The 16449-nt window shown below is 73.5% G+C and carries 14 protein-coding genes; 10 read left to right on the top strand and 4 right to left on the bottom strand.

All coding sequences use genetic code 11. The features are described 5' to 3' along the window. Positions 1–128 precede the first annotated feature (128 nt). The 9 genes from IN07_RS09700 to IN07_RS09660 all read left to right on the top strand — a co-directional run bounded on the left by IN07_RS09700 (position 129) and on the right by IN07_RS09660 (position 10735). Positions 129–1676: an ABC transporter ATP-binding protein gene (locus IN07_RS09700; RefSeq protein WP_052091087.1), complete on the top strand. Its 1548-nt coding sequence runs from the start codon at positions 129–131 to the stop codon at positions 1674–1676. Continuing rightward, a complete protein-coding gene (locus IN07_RS09695; protein ID WP_197058419.1) occupies positions 1673–2929 on the top strand; it encodes an ABC transporter permease in 1257 nt (418 codons plus the stop codon). Before IN07_RS09700 ends, IN07_RS09695 begins: the two co-directional genes overlap by 4 nt. Next, positions 2926–4206: an ABC transporter permease gene (locus IN07_RS09690; protein ID WP_036335464.1), complete on the top strand. Its 1281-nt coding sequence runs from the start codon at positions 2926–2928 to the stop codon at positions 4204–4206. The genes IN07_RS09695 and IN07_RS09690 overlap by 4 nt, the downstream gene beginning before the upstream one ends. Beyond that, on the top strand, positions 4206–4613 hold the full coding sequence (locus tag IN07_RS09685; protein WP_036335463.1) for a cytidine deaminase: 408 nt from the start codon (positions 4206–4208) through the stop codon (positions 4611–4613). Before IN07_RS09690 ends, IN07_RS09685 begins: the two co-directional genes overlap by 1 nt. Beyond that, the gene (locus IN07_RS09680; protein WP_036335462.1) at positions 4610–5893 is read left to right on the top strand and encodes a thymidine phosphorylase; all 1284 of its coding nucleotides are present in this window, start codon (positions 4610–4612) and stop codon (positions 5891–5893) included. Before IN07_RS09685 ends, IN07_RS09680 begins: the two co-directional genes overlap by 4 nt. Positions 5894–6019: 126 nt before the next feature. Then, positions 6020–6922, top strand: a complete 903-nt coding sequence (locus tag IN07_RS09675) for an ABC transporter ATP-binding protein (protein ID WP_052091078.1) — start codon at positions 6020–6022, stop codon at positions 6920–6922. Further along, positions 6919–7734, top strand: coding sequence for an ABC transporter permease (locus IN07_RS09670; RefSeq protein ID WP_036335461.1), 816 nt, complete (start codon positions 6919–6921; stop codon positions 7732–7734). Before IN07_RS09675 ends, IN07_RS09670 begins: the two co-directional genes overlap by 4 nt. Positions 7735–7775: 41 nt before the next feature. Beyond that, on the top strand, positions 7776–8855 hold the full coding sequence (locus IN07_RS09665; protein WP_036335460.1) for an adenosine deaminase: 1080 nt from the start codon (positions 7776–7778) through the stop codon (positions 8853–8855). A gap of 230 nt (positions 8856–9085) precedes the next feature. Further along, positions 9086–10735 carry a DEAD/DEAH box helicase gene (locus tag IN07_RS09660; protein ID WP_036335459.1) on the top strand — a complete coding sequence of 550 codons (1650 nt, stop codon included), beginning with the start codon at positions 9086–9088 and terminating at the stop codon, positions 10733–10735. Between the two features lie 173 nt (positions 10736–10908). Here the strand turns inward: IN07_RS09660 and IN07_RS09655 are convergent, their stop codons facing one another. From IN07_RS09655 to deoC, 4 genes are all read right to left on the bottom strand, one after another. Then, positions 10909–12348 (bottom strand): hypothetical protein, encoded by a 1440-nt coding sequence (locus tag IN07_RS09655; protein WP_036335458.1) that lies wholly within the window; start codon positions 12346–12348, stop codon positions 10909–10911. 224 nt (positions 12349–12572) lie between these two features. Continuing rightward, positions 12573–13439 carry an aldehyde dehydrogenase family protein gene (locus tag IN07_RS09650; RefSeq protein WP_036335457.1) on the bottom strand — a complete coding sequence of 289 codons (867 nt, stop codon included), beginning with the start codon at positions 13437–13439 and terminating at the stop codon, positions 12573–12575. Beyond that, the gene (locus IN07_RS09645) at positions 13439–14878 is read right to left on the bottom strand and encodes an aldehyde dehydrogenase family protein (protein WP_036335456.1); all 1440 of its coding nucleotides are present in this window, start codon (positions 14876–14878) and stop codon (positions 13439–13441) included. Before IN07_RS09645 ends, IN07_RS09650 begins: the two co-directional genes overlap by 1 nt. Beyond that, positions 14878–15873: a deoxyribose-phosphate aldolase gene (gene deoC, locus IN07_RS09640; protein WP_036335455.1), complete on the bottom strand. Its 996-nt coding sequence runs from the start codon at positions 15871–15873 to the stop codon at positions 14878–14880. Before deoC ends, IN07_RS09645 begins: the two co-directional genes overlap by 1 nt. A 195-nt stretch (positions 15874–16068) precedes the next feature. Here deoC and IN07_RS26290 point away from each other — a divergent pair. Continuing rightward, the coding region (locus tag IN07_RS26290; RefSeq protein WP_231558077.1) for a DUF222 domain-containing protein at positions 16069–16449 on the top strand (381 nt) is incomplete at its 3' end.

The raw sequence follows: 16449 nt of genomic DNA, 5'->3' as shown, positions 1-16449 counted from the left end.
CCCCCCCCCCGGGCCCCGCCGTTTTCCGTGTGTACCGTCTCCGCGTCGGACCGGACGTCGTCCGACGCGCTCACGACCGGAAGACCTCCGGTCACCAGCCCCGGTCCTGCGCCCACCTGGAGACCCCGTTGAACGAGTCGGCACCACTGGCGGTCGAGCTGCGCGGCATCACCAAGCGCTTCCCCGGCGTCGTGGCCAACAAGGACATCGAACTGCGCGTCCAGCGCGGTGAGGTGCACGCCATCGTGGGCGAGAACGGCGCGGGCAAGTCGACGCTGATGAAGACGCTGTACGGCATGCACCGCCCCGACGAGGGGCAGATCCTTCTCGACGGGGAGCCGGTGACCTTCCGGAGCCCGGCGGACGCGATCGCCGCGGGCATCGGGATGGTCCACCAGCACTTCATGCTGGCCGACAACTTCACCGTGCTGGAGAACGTCGTGCTCGGCAGCGAGCCGACCAAGGGCGGCCGGCTGGACCGCAGCGCGGCCCGCCGCCGGATCCAGGAGATCTCCGACAGCTACGCGCTGGGCCTGGACCCCGACACCCTGGTCGAGGACCTCGGCGTCGGCGACCGGCAGCGTGTGGAGATCGCGAAGGTGCTCTACCGGGGCGCCACCACCCTGATCCTCGACGAGCCGACCGCCGTCCTGGTCCCGCAGGAGGTCGACGAGCTGTTCGGCAACCTCGCCGAGCTCAAGCGCGAGGGCCTCACCGTCATCTTCATCTCGCACAAGCTGGACGAGGTGCGCAAGGTCGCCGACTCGATCACCGTCATCCGCCGGGGCACGACCGTCGGCACCGCCGACCCGCGGACGACGTCGGCCAAGGAGCTGGCGGAGATGATGGTCGGTGCCGAGCTGCCCGTCGTGGCGAAGCGCGAGTCCACGGTGCGGGACGTCCCCGTCCTCCGGATGCGCGGGGTCACCGTCACCGCGGTGGCCGGTGGCCGGGCGGTCGTCGACGACGTCTCCCTCACCGTCCGTGAGGGGGAGGTCGTCGGCATCGCCGGGGTCGAGGGCAACGGCCAGGCGGAGCTCGTCGACGCGATCATGGGCCTGCGGCCGCTGGCCGCCGGTGAGCTCCGCCTCGGCGACGAGGACGTCGCGCACTGGAGCACCCGCCGGCGTCGCGAGGGCGGCATCGGCTTCGTCCCCGAGGACCGGCACCGGCAGGGGATGCTGCTGGACGCGCCGCTGTGGGAGAACCGGATCCTCGGGCACCAGACCCGGCCACCGGCGGTCAAGGGCGCGTTCATCGACCGGCGGGCCGCCCGGGCGGACACCGCCCGGATCATGCAGGAGTACGACGTCAGGGCGCCCGGGCCGGACACCGCGGCGATCGCGCTGTCCGGGGGGAACCAGCAGAAGCTGATCGTCGGGCGGGAGATGAGCGCACAGCCGCGGCTGCTGGTCGCCGCCCACCCGACCCGCGGTGTCGACGTCGGCGCCCAGTCGGGGATCTGGGAACTGCTCAAGGACGCGAGAGCGGAGGGGATGGGGATCCTGCTGGTCTCGGCCGACCTGGACGAGCTGATCGGCTTGTCCGACACGCTGCACGTGATGCTCCGCGGGGCGCTGGTCGCGACGCTGGACCCCAGGGAGGTCACCCCGGAGGAGCTCGGTGGGCACATGACCGGCGCTGCGCGCGGCGACGACTCGGCCGGTGCCGCGTGACCGCCCTCCGCCGGCTGGGCCTGTCGCTGATGGCCCCCGCCATCGCCCTGGTCGTGGCGCTCGCCCTGTCCGCGGCCGTCATCGCACTCATCGGCCAGAACCCGGCCACCGCGGTCCGGGTGATGTTCGACTTCGGCGACTCGCCCGCCCAGCAGACCCAGGCGATCGTGGTCGTGCTCAACCGGGCGGTGCCGCTCTTCCTGGCCGGGCTGGCGGTCTCGGTGGCCTTCCGGATGGGGCTGTTCAACATCGGCGTCGAGGGCCAGTACCGGATCGCGACGGTGCTGGCCGCCGGCGCCGGTGCGGCGGTGGTCCTGCCCGGCCCGCTGCACCTGCTGTTCATCGTCGTCGTCGCGATGGCGGTCGGGGCGTTCTGGGCCGGCATCGTCGCCGTGCTGAAGGTGACCCGGGGCGTGAGCGAGGTGATCAGCTCGATCATGCTCAACTTCATCGCCCTGGGGTTGGCGTCTTACCTGCTCACCGGGCCGCTGCGGGGGTCGCCCGAGGGCGCCTCGATCATCACCACCAGCCCGATCCCCGAGTCCGGCTGGTTCCCCGGGCTCAACGGCGTGCTCACCGGGCTGGGCCTGGCCGAGCCGCGCTCGGATCTCTACGGGTTCCTGGTCGTGGCCGTGGTGGTCGGCATCGTCGTGGCCGTGCTGATCAAGCGCACCCGGTTCGGCTTCGACCTGCGGGCCACCGGGATGTCGGCGTCCGCGGCGACCGCCAGCGGCGTGGACGCCCGCGGGATGGTGCTCAAGACGATGCTGATCTCCGGCGCCATCGCCGGCCTGATCGGCATGCCCGACCTGCTCGGCGACGCGCGCAGCTACAACACCGAGTTCACCGCCGGCCTGGGCTTCCTGGGCATCGCCGTGGCGCTGCTGGGCCGGAACTCCCCGCTGGGGATCGCGTTCGGCGCGCTGCTGTTCGCGTTCCTGGACCGGGCCGCGATCCCGCTGCAGTTCGCCGACATCCCGGCCTCCGTCGTCACGATCATCCAGGGCACGATCGTGCTCGCCGTCGTCATCGCCAACGAGATCGCCCGTCGGGTGACCCGGCAGCAGGCCGAGCGCGGCAGCGCCGTCGCACCGCCCACCACCGGGGACGGCAGCACCGGTGACGGGCAGGGGCCCGGCGACGGGCCGCCACCGGACGTCGGCCCCACGACCGGCACGGGGACCGGCGTCGGGGTCCGCAACGCGGCCGGTGACGCCGGCCGCACCGACAGCCGTCAGGGAGCAGGAGCATGAGCACCGCGACCGCCGTACCCGGTGCCGGCACCGGCCGTGGCCCGTTGGCCGAGCTCTTCCTCGGCGGTGGCCGGGCGAGGAGGGTGACCTGGCTGCTGGTCGGGCTGCTGGTGCTGTTCTCCGCCGTCCGGGTGATCTCCGGGCAGCAGGCGCTGACGTCGTCGTCGACCTTCGGCGCCGCACTGCTGCTCGCCGTGCCGCTCCTGCTGGTCGCTCTCGGCGGCCTGTTCGCCGAGCGCGCGGGCGTGGTGAACATCGGGCTCGAGGGCATGATGATCCTGGGCACCTGGGGAGCCGGCTGGGCCGGCTACCAGTGGGGCTGGGTCGGTGCCCTGGCTGGTGGCGCGCTCTTCGGGGCGCTCGGCGGCCTGCTGCACGCCATCGCCACCGTCACCTTCGGCGTCGACCACGTCGTCTCCGGTGTGGCCATCAACATCCTGGCCGCCGGCGTCGTCCGCTTCCTCTCCGAGCTGCTCTACACCGACAACGCCGCGGGTGGTGGGGTCACCCAGTCACCGACGCTGTCCAGCCGCCCACCGAGCTTCTCGCTGCCGGTGCTCTCCTCCGGCCCCGACCTGCTCGGTGACCTGGAGTCCCAGGGCTGGTTCCTGATCAGCGACCTGGCCGGGCTGCTCCGCGGCGTGAGCAGCGGTGTCGGCGTGCTGACCGTGCTGGCCGTCCTGATGGTCCCGGCGGCCTACCTGGTGCTCTGGCGGACGGCGTTCGGCCTGCGGCTGCGGTCCTGCGGGGAGAACCCGGCGGCCGCGGACTCCCTCGGCGTCCCGGTCTACCGGCTCAAGTACATCGCGGTGATCATCTCCGGCATGCTCGCCGGCCTGGGCGGTGTCTTCCTGGTCTTCATCGCCAACATCTACCGGGAGGGGCAGACCAACGGGCGCGGGTTCATCGGTCTGGCCGCCCTGATCTTCGGCAACTGGCGCCCGGGTGGCCTGGCCGCCGGTGCCGGCCTGTTCGGCTTCGCCGATGCGCTCCAGCTGCGCAGCCAGACCGCGGTGGTGGCACTGCTCCTGCTGGTGGCGTTCCTGCTCGCTGCGGTGGCCGTCTGGCAGGTCGTCCGTGGCAAGCGGACCCAGGCCGTCATCGCCGCCGCCTTCGCGGCCGCGGCGCTGGCCGCCTTCTGGACCACCGACGAGCTGCCCGACGGGATCGTCTCCTTCACCCCGCACCTGACCACGCTGCTGGTCCTGTCGCTGGCCTCGCAACGGCTGCGGCCGCCGAAGGCCGACGGGCTGGTCTACCGACGAGGAGAGCACTAGTGCCCGAGATCGACTGGGACGCCCTGCGGAGCGCCGCCCGGGAGGCGATGAGCCACGCCTACGCCCCCTACTCACGGTTCCCGGTGGGGGTGGCCGGCCTGGTCGACGACGGCCGGGTGGTCACCGGGTGCAACGTGGAGAACGCCTCCTACGGGCTCGGGCTCTGCGCCGAGTGCGGGATGGTCAGCGACCTGGCCCGCTCCGGCGGTGGCCGGCTGGTCGCGGTGGCCTGCGTGGGCGGGGACGGGCAGCCACTGATGCCGTGCGGCCGTTGCCGGCAACTGCTCTGGGAGCACGGGGGAGCCGAGATGATGATCGAGACGGTGTCGCTGGGGATCGTGCCGATGCGCGAGGTCCTGCCCGACGCGTTCGGCCCCGACGACCTGGTCAAGGCGGCGTCCCGATGACGCAGCCGTTCGACGCCATCGACGTCATCCGGGCCAAGCGCGACGGCCGGCCGCTGACCCCGGAGCAGATCCGCTGGGTTGTCGGTGCCTACACCGACCGGGTCGTGCCCGACGAGCAGATGAGCGCACTGCTCATGGCGGTTTTCTTCCGCGGGATGTCCGGCGACGAGCTCGCGGCCTGGACCCAGGCGATGATCGACTCCGGCGTCCGCAAGGACCTCTCCTCGCTGGGCCGCCCGACCGCCGACAAGCACTCCACCGGCGGCGTGGGCGACAAGATCACCCTGCCGCTGGCCCCGCTGGTCGCCGCCTGCGGGGTCGCCGTGCCGCAGCTGTCCGGCCGCGGGCTCGGGCACACCGGCGGCACCCTGGACAAGCTCGAGTCGATCCCCGGGTGGCGTGCCGACGTCCACGAGGAGGCGTACCTGGCCCAGCTCCGGGACGTCGGCGCGGTCATCTGCGCCGCGGGCTCGGACCTGGCGCCGGCGGACAAGGTGCTCTACGCCCTCCGGGACGTCACCGGCACCGTCGAGTCGATCCCGCTGATCGCCAGCTCGATCATGAGCAAGAAGATCGCCGAGGGCGCCGACGCGCTGGTGCTGGACGTGAAGACCGGGTCCGGTGCGTTCATGCGCGACCCGGCCGACGCCCGCACCCTGGCCCGCACGATGGTCGGGCTGGGCGAGGCGGCCGGGGTGCGCACGGTGGCCCTGGTGACCGCGATGGACCGGCCGCTGGGCCGGGCCGCCGGCAACGCGGTCGAGGTCGCCGAGTCGGTGGAGGTGCTGGCCGGGGGTGGGCCGGCCGACGTGGTCGAGCTGACCCTCGCCCTGGCGCGGGAGATGCTCGCCGGCGTGGGCCGGGACGACGTCGACCCCGCCGACGCCCTCGCCGACGGCCGGGCGATGGACGTGTGGCGCCGGATGATCACCGCCCAGGGCGGTGACCCGGACGCCGCGCTGCCGCAGCCGGCCGAGCGGCACGTGGTCACCGCGCCGGCCACCGGCACGCTGACCCGGCTGGACGCCTACGCCCTCGGGGTGGCTGCCTGGCGGCTCGGTGCCGGCCGGGCCCGCAAGGAGGACCCGGTGTCGGCCGCGGCCGGCGTCGTCTGGACCGCCGGGGTGGGGGAGCAGGTGACCGCCGGGCAGCCGCTCCTGGAGCTGCAGACCGACGACGCCGCCCGCATCCCCCGCGCCCTGGAGGCCCTGGAAGGCGCGATCGGCGTCGACACGGACCAGCAGCCGCTCCCGCTGGTCCTCGACCGCATCACCGCCTGACGGTCGTGATCATGGAGCTGGCGTCGCGACACACCGTCGTGCACCGGCGGGTCGTCACGCCGGCTCCATGATCGTCGGGGGAGGGGTGGCGCGGCAGCACAGCCGGGGAGAGGACACTGACCGCTCGTGACCCGAACGCCCGCCGCACCCGCGCCCGGAGCGGTCCAGCCGTCCACCCCGCTCGATCCTGATGCGGCGATCAGCATCCGCGGGCTGGTGAAGCGCTACGGCGACCGCAACGCCGTCGACGGCGTGGACCTGGACATCCGGCGCGGGGAGATCTTCGCCCTGCTCGGACCCAACGGTGCGGGGAAGACGACCACCGTCGAGGTGCTGGAGGGCTACCGCGCGCGCGACGGCGGCGACGTCCGGGTGCTCGGCGTGGACCCGGCGGCCGGTGGGCGAGGCTGGAAGGCCGAGCTCGGCATCGTGCTGCAGTCCGGCGCGGGGGACAGCCAGCTGAGCTGCCTGGAGCTGCTGCGCGCGCAGGCCGCCTACTACCCCGACCCGCGGGACCCGGCCGAGGTGCTGGAGCTGGTCGGGCTCACCGAGAAGGCCGGTGCCCGCGGGCGGACGCTCTCCGGCGGGCAGCGCCGCCGGCTGGACGTCGCGCTGGGCATCGTCGGCCGGCCGCGGCTGCTCTTCCTCGACGAGCCCACCACCGGTTTCGACCCGGAGGCCCGCCGGCAGTTCTGGTCGCTGATCCGCTCGCTGCGCGACCTGGGCACCACGATGCTGCTGACCACGCACTACCTGGACGAGGCCGAGGAGCTGGCCGACCGGGTCGGCGTCATCACGCGGGGCCGGTTGGTCGAGGTGGCCGTCCCGTCCGCGCTGGGCGGGCGGGGGACGGCGCCCGCCGTCGTCACCTGGACCGAGGACGGCGCCCGGCGCACCGCGGAGACCGCCAGCCCGACGGCCCTCGTCGCAGAGCTGGCCACCCGCTTCCCGGGCGAGGTGCCCGACCTGGCGGTCGCGCGCCCGACTCTGGAGGACGTCTACCTGAAGATGATCGGTGAGCCAGCATGACCACGACCGAGGACCGCTCGCTGCCGTCGATCGGCAGCGTCTGCCGCACCCGGGCGGGGGTCGAGCTCAAGGAGTTCTTCCGGCAGCGGGAGTCAGTCGTCTTCACGCTGATGTTCCCGGTGATCCTGCTGCTGGTGTTCGGCGCGGTCCTGGACTACGAGCTCGGCTCCGGGGTGAGCTTCACCCAGTACTTCATGGCCGGGGTGATCGCCGCCGGGATCCTCGGCGCCAGCCTGCAGAACATGGCCATCGGCATCGCCACCGAGCGCAGCGACGGCACCCTCAAGGGCCTGGCCGGCACCCCGATGCCCAAGAGCGCCTACTTCGTCGGGAAGGTCGTCCAGGTCCTGGTCGTCACCGTGGCGATCGTGGCGATCCTGCTGGTCATCGGGGTGGTGTTCTACGACGTCGACCTGCCGTCCGGAGCCGACTGGCTGACCTTCGCCTGGGTCGCCGCGCTGGGCTCGGCGGCCTGCACGCTGCTGGGCATCGCCGTCTCCAGCCTCGCTCGCAACGGGCGCTCCGCCTCGGCCACGGTCACCCCGGTGGCGCTGGTCCTGCAGTTCATCTCCGGGGTGTTCTTCCAGTTCAGCGAGGTGCCCACCTGGCTGCAGACGGTGGCTGCGGTCTTCCCGCTGAAGTGGATGGCGCAGGGGCTGCGGTCGGTGTTCCTCCCGGATGCGCTGGCCGCCCAGGAGCCGGCCGGCAGCTGGGAGCTGGGCCGGGTCGCCCTGGTGCTGGCCATCTGGTGCGTCGTCGGCCTGGTGCTCTGCGTACGCACCTTCCGCTGGCAGGACCGCGTCGACCGGTGACGCAGCGCAGGGTCCCGGGAACGCCTGGGTAACGTGCGGGGATGCCCGCCGCGCCCCTGGACGTCGAGACCCTCACCCGCGCGCCGAAGGTGCTGCTGCACGACCACCTGGACGGCGGGCTGCGGCCGCAGACGGTGCTCGAGCTGGCCGACGAGGTGGGCTACCGCGAGCTGCCCGCCGACGAGCCCGAGGCGCTGGGCCGGTGGTTCCGCGAGGCCGCCGACTCCGGGTCGCTGGAGCGCTACCTGCTGACCTTCGCGCACACCGTCGCGGTGATGCAGCGCCCCGAGGCGGTGCAGCGGGTGGCCCGCGAGTGCGCGCTGGACCTGGCCGCCGACGGGGTCGTCTACGCCGAGGTGCGGATGGCGCCCGAGCTGCTGACCGCGGGCGGCATGTCGCTGGACGCCGCGGTCGAGGCGATGCTCGACGGCTACGCCCAGGGCAGCCGGGAGGCCGCGGCCGCCGGGCGCCCGATCGTCGTCGGCACGCTGCTGTGCGCGATGCGCCAGGCCGACCGCTGGGTGGAGGTCGCCGAGCAGGTGGTGCGGCACCGGGACGCCGGGGTGGTCGGCTTCGACCTGGCCGGGCCGGAGGACGGCTTCCCGCCGGACCGCATCCCCGCGGCGATCGAGCTGCTGGACCGCGCCGGCGCCCACCGCACGATCCACGCCGGGGAGGCCGCCGGCATCGAGTCCATCCGGGCCGCGCTGGACGGCGCGGGTGCCGAGCGGCTCGGCCACGGGGTGCGGATCGCCGACGAGGTGCCGGTCGACGGGCCCCTGGGCGAGCTGGCCGAGCGGGTGCGCGACGAGCAGGTGCCGCTGGAGGTCGCGCCGTCGTCCAACGTGCAGACCGGCGCCTACCCGACGCTGGCGGACCACCCGGTCGACCGGCTGCACCGGGCCGGCTTCGCCGTGACCCTCAACACCGACAACCGGCTGATGAGCGGGGTGTCGGCGACCAGCGAGCTGGCCGCCGTCGTGGACACCTTCGGGTGGGGCTGGGACGACGTGCAGGCGGTCGCCGAGCGGGCGCTGCGCGGCGGTTTCGCCGACGACGCGGTGCGTGCCCGGGTGTTCACCGACGTGCTCCGCCCGGGCTTCGAGGCGCTGCGTCCCTGAAGCGGAGCGAGCAGGGTCACCCCGGGCGCGGGAATCATCCGAGGGCCGTCGCTGCTAACCTGATCGTGCCGGTGAACGCCGGTCATCCTCCCGGGCGGTCCTGCCCGGGCACAGCGCATCCGTGCAGATCACGCGTCACAGCAGACGCCCCCGATCATCAGCGTGGCCACCGGGCATCCGGCGGACACCATCACCACGGGACGCGCGCCGATCTGTATCGGAGTCCCCGCTTGTCCTCGTTCGACTCTGTCGACACCCAGAACACCCCCGCTCTGCAGGACGCGCCGGCCACGGCCGCCGTCCTCGACGCGCCCGTCACCGAGGCCCTCGTGGCCGAGGCGGCGCCCGAGCCCACCGGCCCGACCTTCGCCCAGCTGGGCCTGCCCCAGTCGCTGGTCACCGCGCTCGAGCGCAAGGGCATCCGTCACCCCTTCGCCATCCAGACCTCCGCCCTGCCGGACGCCCTCGCCGGGCGCGACGTGCTCGGCAAGGCCGCCACCGGCTCGGGCAAGACGCTGGCCTTCGGCCTCCCGCTGCTGGCCCGGCTCGGTGCCGACGCCCAGCAGGGTCGCCGCGCGCCGCGTGGCCTGATCCTGGTGCCGACCCGTGAGCTGGCCCAGCAGGTGCACGACAACCTGGCCCCGCTGGGGCAGTCCAACGGCGTCCAGCTGGCCGCCGTCTACGGCGGTGCCTCGATGTACCGCCAGATCCAGCAGCTGCGTCGCGGCGTCGACGTGCTCATCGCCACCCCCGGGCGGCTGCAGGACCTGATCAACCAGGGCGAGGCGACCCTCTCCGAGGTCGTCGTCTCGGTCATCGACGAGGCCGACTTCATGTCCGACCTCGGCTTCCTGCCGGTGGTCAAGGAGCTGCTCGACCAGACCCGGAACGACGGCCAGCGGCTGCTGTTCTCGGCCACGCTGGACGGCGAGGTCGACACCCTGGTGCGTCGCTACCTCAAGGACCCGGCCCGCCACGAGGTCGCCAAGGCCGAGGACACCGGTCCGCAGGCCGAGCACCTGGCCTACAGCGTGTCCTTCCCGGACAAGCTGAAGATCACCGAGGCGATGGCCGCCCGTCCGGGCCGGATCATCATCTTCGTGCGCACCCAGCACGGCGCCGACCGGCTGGCCGGCAACCTGCAGCAGGTCGGCATCGCGGCCGAGCCCATCCACGGTGGGCTCCCGCAGGCGGCACGGCGTCGCGCGCTGGAGGCGTTCACCGACGCCCGCAGCCCGGTGCTGGTGGCCACCGACGTCGCCGCGCGTGGCATCCACGTTGACGACGTGTCGCTGGTCCTGCACTACGACCCGCCGGCAGATCACAAGACCTACCTGCACCGTTCCGGCCGCACCGCGCGCGCCGGTGCCGCAGGCGTCGTGGTCTCGCTGCTCCTGCCGGACCAGGTGGGGCAGGCCAAGCGCCGGTTCCGCCAGGCCAAGCTCGACCCGCAGGTGTCGCGGATCCGCCCGGGCGACGCCCCGATCGCGGACCTCGTCGCCGGTGGCACGTTCGTCGAGCCGATCGTCCGTCCGGTGCGCGAGTCGCGCCGTCCGGCCGGCGGTTCCGGCGGGCGTCGCCCCACCGGCGAGCGCCCCGGTGGCTACCGCGCCGGCCCGCGCCGTCCCTCCGGCGACCGCGATCGCACGTACGGAGACCGCCCCACGGGCGAGCGCTCCTACGGCGATCGGGATCGCAGTGCGGCTGGCCGTCCCTCCGGCGACCGCGACCGCTCGTACGGAGACCGTCCCTCGGGCGAGCGCTCCTACGGCGATCGGGATCGTTCCGGTGGCGGCGAGCGTCGCACCGGTGGCTACCGTGGCTCGAGCGAGGGGCACCGCGCAGGCGGTCGGCCCGCGCGCCCGGCCCGCTCGTACTGAGCAGGGGCCCCGTCCGTGGTGACGGGGCCTGAACGGCAACGGCCGGCTCCCGCATCGCGGGGGCCGGCCGTTGCCGTCTCCGGGGTCTCGCTCAGTTGATCATCGGCATGTGGTCGCCCGACGCGCCGGTGGGCGCAGCCACCCGCCGATGATCAACTGAGGAGCGGGTCTCCCTAGCGCTCGACGTCGCTGCGGAAGACCAGAGCGGTGCCGATGTCGGCGAGGACGTCGGACCACGCCGCGGCCAGCACCGCAGCGTCCTCGCCCGACAGCGGGGCGGTCGGCTCGGTCTCGCTGCGGGCCACGGCCTGGCCGAGCGCGGCTCCCGGGCCGAACTGCTGCTGCACCCGCGGGAGCCCGGCGTACTCGGCCAGGTCCAACGCGCCCTCGGCCGGCTGGGCCAGTGCCTGGTGGGTCACCAGCCCGCCGGCGCCCCCGGCCACCTCGGCCAGCACCTCGGCCAGCGCGGACAGGTCGTAACGGTCCTCGTCGGCCGGCAGCGGCATCGTGTCGGTGTCGGCCACCTCGGGCCAGGAGGCGATCTCGGTGAGGTCGTGCGCCTCGTCGCCGGCGCAGTACCGCGCCAGCTCGACCGGGGTGGGGAAGACGAAAACCTGACCGTCCCGGCCGAGGAAGCGCGCCCGGTCGTCGACGTAGCAGCGCAGGGTGACCCCGGCGCCCTCCGGGACGACCAGCTCCACCGGGAGGATGCCGACCGCCTCCCAGAACTCCTGGGCGGCGGCGACGGCCGCGGGGGTCGCGGTCAGCCCGCTGCCGCTGCGGACGGTCCGGACCCCGGCAGTGGACGCCTGCGCCGGGCTGGCAGCGGTGGAACCGGCGGCGGGGCGGTCCGCCGGGGCGACGTCGACCTCGTCGTCGTCCTCGTCGTCGTCCGGGTCGGCGGCGCGGGCCTCGGCCTCCTCGGCGGCGGAGGGGTAGTCGTTCGCAGACACGGTGCCGGCGCCGGTCCAGTCCAGGTGCTCGTCGAGCTCCTCGAGGACGTCCTCCCACAGCTCGTCGACGGCGGTGCCCAGCCGTGCCCAGCTCTCCTCGCCGGAGCGGCCGAGGAACGCCCCGACGCCCAGGCCGAGTGCCGCGACCTCGGGGCGGGAGACCAGCTCGGCGACGGCCTCGAAGCTGGTCTCGTCGTCGTCGAGGTCCTCGTCGTCCTCGTCGCCGGTGGTGTCGCAGCACTCGGCGAGCCGGCCGACGATGTCCACGTCGGCGGCGAGCTCCTCGACGGCCCAGCGGTCGGGGTTCTCCGCGACGATGTCGTAGACGCCGTCCAGGTCGTAGCGGTGGTCCTCGTCAGGGGTGAGGTCGGCGGCGCCCAGCGTCGACACCACGGGCCAGACGGGGTGGTCGACCAGGTCGTGGTCGGTGCTCACCCGGCAGAACGCGGCCAGTGCGGCCGGCGAGGGGAACAGGTGGACGACCGCGGTGGGGCCGGGGGCCTCGGGGTCGTCGTCGTTGATGTCGGCCGGCACGTCGACGGTGCTGCCGAGGAACGCCTGCCACTCCTCGCCGTCCTCTTCCCACGGCGGCGCCCAGAGCGTGTAGCCCGTGCGGTCGTCGAGGGTCAGGGCGATGGGGACGATGCTGGGCCTGGACACCCGCTCATCCTGCCCGGTGCACCTGTGCTCGCGCACTGCGGTACCCGGGTCCCTCCCGCCCCGAGTGCTCAAGCCCCCCGGCCCCGTCCACAGGCTCGCCCCGAGCTCGCGAGGGGTGAGGAGGACGGGGTCCTTCGACTTCGTCAGACGCCGATCGGGTGCCAGGAGAAGGACTCCGTCCTCCCCACCCTTCGCACGCTCAGGGCGGGACCCGGGACGGGGCCTCACACGCCGATCGGATGCCAGACTGATTTGGTTTCGAGGAAGGGCCGCAGCCGGGAGAGTCCCGGGTCGGCCGACCAGTCCGGCTCCTCGGCCGGGGCCCGCAGCACACGCTTGATCGTCCCCGCGGCGGAGCGCTCCAGCTCCATCGCCAGCGGCGCGGGGGCCCCGGCCAGGTCGATCGCGTCGACGTCGGCGTGCTCGGCCAGCCACGGTCCGATCTCCGCGGCGTCACCGGTGAGCAGGTTGACCACGCCGCCGGGGACGTCGGAGGTGGCCAGCACCTCGCCGAGGGTGATCGCGGGCAGCGGGCGCTCCTTGGAGCTGACCACCACGGCGGTGTTGCCCGCGGCCAGCACCGGGGCGAGCACGCTGACCAGGCCGAGCAGCGAGCTGCGCTGCGGGGCGAGCACCGCGACGACGCCGGTGGGCTCGGGCACCGAGAAGCCGAAGTACGGCCCGGCGACCGGGTTGGTGCTGCCCAGCACGGCGGCGAGCTTGTCGGTCCACCCGGCGTACCAGACCCAGCGGTCGATCGCGGCGTCCACCGCGGCGCGGGCCTTGGCGGGGGAGAGCCCCTCGCCGGCGGCGACCTCCTCGGTGAACTGGGCGGCGCGGCCCTCCATCACCTCGGCGACCCGGTAGAGCACCTGGCCGCGGTTGTAGGCGGTGGCCCCGGACCACGTGCCGAACGCGCCGCGGGCGGCGACCACGGCGTCCCGGCCGTCCTTGCGGGAGGCCCAGGCGGCGTTGGCCAGGAAGTGCCCCTTGGTGTCGTGCACCTCGTAGGTGCGGCCGGACTCCGACCGGGGGAAGGCCCCGCCCAGGTAGAGCTTGTAGGTCTTGCGCACGGTGAGCCGGTCGCTCATCAGAAGTCGCTCCTCAGGTAGGCGGAGAGCCCCTGCCGGCCGCCCTCGCGGCCGTAGCCGGACTGCTTGTAGCCGCCGAACGGCGAGGTGGGGTCGAGCTCGTTGAACGTGTTGGCCCACACGACGCCGGCGCGCAGCTGGTCGGTGATCTTCAGGATCCGGGAGCCCTTCTCCGACCAGACGCCGGCGGAGAGCCCGTAGGTGCTGTTGTTCGCCTTCGCGACCGCCTCGTCGGGGGTGCGGAAGGTCATCACCGAGAGGACCGGGCCGAACACCTCGTCGCGGGCGATCCGGTGGGCGGGGGAGACGTCGGTGAAGACGGTCGGCTTGAACCAGAAGCCGCGGTCGGGCAGGTCACCCTCGGGCTGCCAGCAGGTCGCGCCCTCGGTCTCCCCGTACGCGGTCAGGTCGCGGATGCGGGCCAGTTGCTCGGCCGAGTTGATCGCGCCCAGGTCGGTGTTCTTGTCCATCGGGTCACCGACCCGCAGCGTGCCGATCCGCCGCTGCAGCGAGGCGACGACGTCGTCGTGCACCGACTCCTGCACCAGCAGCCGGGAGCCGGCGCAGCACACGTGGCCCTGGTTGAAGAAGATGCCGCGGACGATGCCCTCGACGGCCTCGTCGATCGGGGCGTCGTCGAAGACGATGTTCGCCGCCTTGCCGCCCAGCTCCAGGGTCAGCCGCTTCTCGGTGCCGGCGACCGCGCGGGCGATGGCGCGGCCCACCTCGGTGGAGCCGGTGAAGGCGACCTTGTCGACGTCCGGGTGGCTGATCACCGCGCGCCCGGTCTCCCCGGCGCCGGTCACGATGTTGACCACGCCCGGGGGCAGGTCGGCCTGCTGGCAGATCTCGGCGAAGAGCAGCGCGGTCAGCGGGGTGGTCTCGGCCGGCTTGAGGACGACGGTGTTGCCGGTGGCCAGCGCCGGGGCGACCTTCCACGCCAGCATCAGCAGCGGGAAGTTCCAGGGGATGACCTGCCCGGCCACGCCCAGCGGGCGCGGGGCCGGGCCGAGGCCCGCGTGCTCGAGCTTGTCGGCCCAGCCTGCGTGGTAGAAGAAGTGCGCCGCGGCCAGCGGGACGTCGACGTCCCGGCTCTCCCGGATCGGCTTGCCGTTGTCCAGCGTCTCCAGGACGGCGAACTCCCGGGCCCGCTCCTGCAGCAGTCGGGCGATGCGGAACAGGTACTTGCCGCGGTCGGCCGGGCGCATCGGGCCCCACACCCGGGTGAAGGCGCGGCGGGCGGCGCGCACGGCGCGGTCGACGTCGGCGTCGCTGCCGGTGGCGACCTCGCTCAGCACCTCCTCGGTGGCCGGGTTGACGGTCTTGAAGGGCGTGCCGGTGCCGTCGGCGAACTCGCCGTCGACGAACAGCCCGTAGCTGGGCCGGATGTCGACGATCGACCGCGACTCGGGCGCGGGGGCGTACTCGAAGATGCTCATCAGTCGACGCTCACGTGGTCGGGGCCGGAGTAGTGGCCGGTGCGGAGCTTCTGGCGCTGCAGGAGCAGGTCGTTGAGCAGGCTGGAGGCGCCGAAGCGGAACCAGTCGGGGGACAGCCAGTCCGCGCCGACGGTCTCGTTGATCAGGACCAGGTGCTTGACGGCGTCCTTCGTCGTCCGGATCCCGCCGGCGGGCTTGACCCCGATCTGGCGGCCGGTGGCGGCCCGGAAGTCGCGGACGGCCTCCAGCATCACCAGGCAGACCGGCAGGGTTGCGGCGGGGGAGACCTTGCCGGTGGAGGTCTTGATGAAGTCGCCGCCGGCCAGCATCGCCAGCCAGGAGGCGCGGCGGACGGCGTCCAGGGTGACCAGCTCGCCGGTCTCCAAGATCACCTTGAGGTGCGCCGGCCCGCAGGCCTCCTTGACCGCAACGATCTCCTCGAAGACGTCGAGGTAGCGGCCGGTCAGGAACGCGCCGCGGTCGATGACCATGTCGATCTCGTCGGCACCGTTCGCCACGGCGTCCCGGACGTCGGCGAGCTTGACCTCCCGGCTGGCCCGGCCGCTGGGGAAGGCGGTGGCGACCGCGGCGACGTTGATGCCGGTGCCGGCCAGGGCCTCCTTGGCCACGCCGGCCAGGTCGCCGTAGACGCAGACAGCGGCGACGGCCGGGCAGGTCGGGTCCGTCGGGTCGGGGCGGCGGGCCTTGGCGGCCAGGCTGCGGACCTTCCCGGGGGTGTCCGCGCCCTCCAGCGTGGTCAGGTCGACCATCGAGATCGCCGTGTCGATCGCCCACGCCTTGGCGGTCGTCTTGATCGACCGCGTGCCCAGCACCTTCGCCCGCGCCTCGGCGCCGACCTGGTCGACGCCGGGCAGGCCGTGCAGGAACGCGCGGAAGGCGTCGTTCGAGCGGGTGACGTCGGCGAACGGGTCGGGCGGGGTGCCCGCTCCGCCGCTGGTGTCGGCCAGCGCGTTCGGGTCCAGCACGTGGGTCATGCGCGCATTCTCCACTGCGGCTCCGACGGATCGGACACGGTGCGGCGCCCATCGCCCTTCTTCCGGCTCTGCTGGGCGGTCTGTCAAGGGGCGTCTCGCATCTGTGGGCAGGCTTCTGACCTGGGAATTCGTGTTGCTCGGGTCTCTCGTCGGCGATAGTATTCGTACAGACGTTCGAATGCTGCGGGAGGTGTCGTGAGCGAGTTGATGTCGGCTCTCGACGCCTTGGCGGCCGAGGAGCTGCACGGGCTGACGGACGGCGGTGTGCTGGAGCGGGTCGCCGAGTTGGTGGCTGTGCAGAACCGGATCGCCGCGGAGCTGACCCGCACGGTGCGCCGCGCCGACGCCACGCAGGCCGCCGAGCACGACGGGTTGAAGAGCATGCGGTCGTGGCTGACCGGGCATACCCGGCTGTCGGCGAGCGACGCCTCTCGGATCCTGCGTTCCGGGCGGGCGTTGGAGCACTTCCCGGCCCTGGCCGCCGGCTTCGCCGACGGGCAGATCACCGCGGCGCAGATGGACGTGGTCGCCGGTGCCGTGGGGGAGCGGGAGCGGGCGCAGGCTGCCGAGCAGGGG

The organism is Modestobacter caceresii (assembly GCF_000761485.1).
Taxonomy (GTDB): Bacteria; Actinomycetota; Actinomycetes; order Mycobacteriales; family Geodermatophilaceae; genus Modestobacter; species Modestobacter caceresii.
The sequence above is the reverse complement of the archived record's forward strand: the minus strand, read 5'-3'. Positions and strand labels throughout refer to the sequence as shown.

Bases quoted from the DNA above. Each gene is read 5' to 3' on its own strand.
- IN07_RS09670 (WP_036335461.1), top strand. From the start codon at position 6,919: ATGACCACGACCGAGGACCGCTCGCTGCCGTCGATCGGCAGCGTCTGC.
- IN07_RS09680 (WP_036335462.1), top strand. From the start codon at position 4,610: ATGACGCAGCCGTTCGACGCCATCGACGTCATCCGGGCCAAGCGCGAC.
- IN07_RS09665 (WP_036335460.1), top strand. From the start codon at position 7,776: ATGCCCGCCGCGCCCCTGGACGTCGAGACCCTCACCCGCGCGCCGAAG.
- IN07_RS09650 (WP_036335457.1), bottom strand. From the start codon at position 13,439: ATGAGCGACCGGCTCACCGTGCGCAAGACCTACAAGCTCTACCTGGGC.
- deoC (WP_036335455.1), bottom strand. From the start codon at position 15,873: ATGACCCACGTGCTGGACCCGAACGCGCTGGCCGACACCAGCGGCGGA.
- IN07_RS09645 (WP_036335456.1), bottom strand. From the start codon at position 14,878: ATGAGCATCTTCGAGTACGCCCCCGCGCCCGAGTCGCGGTCGATCGTC.
- IN07_RS09690 (WP_036335464.1), top strand. From the start codon at position 2,926: ATGAGCACCGCGACCGCCGTACCCGGTGCCGGCACCGGCCGTGGCCCG.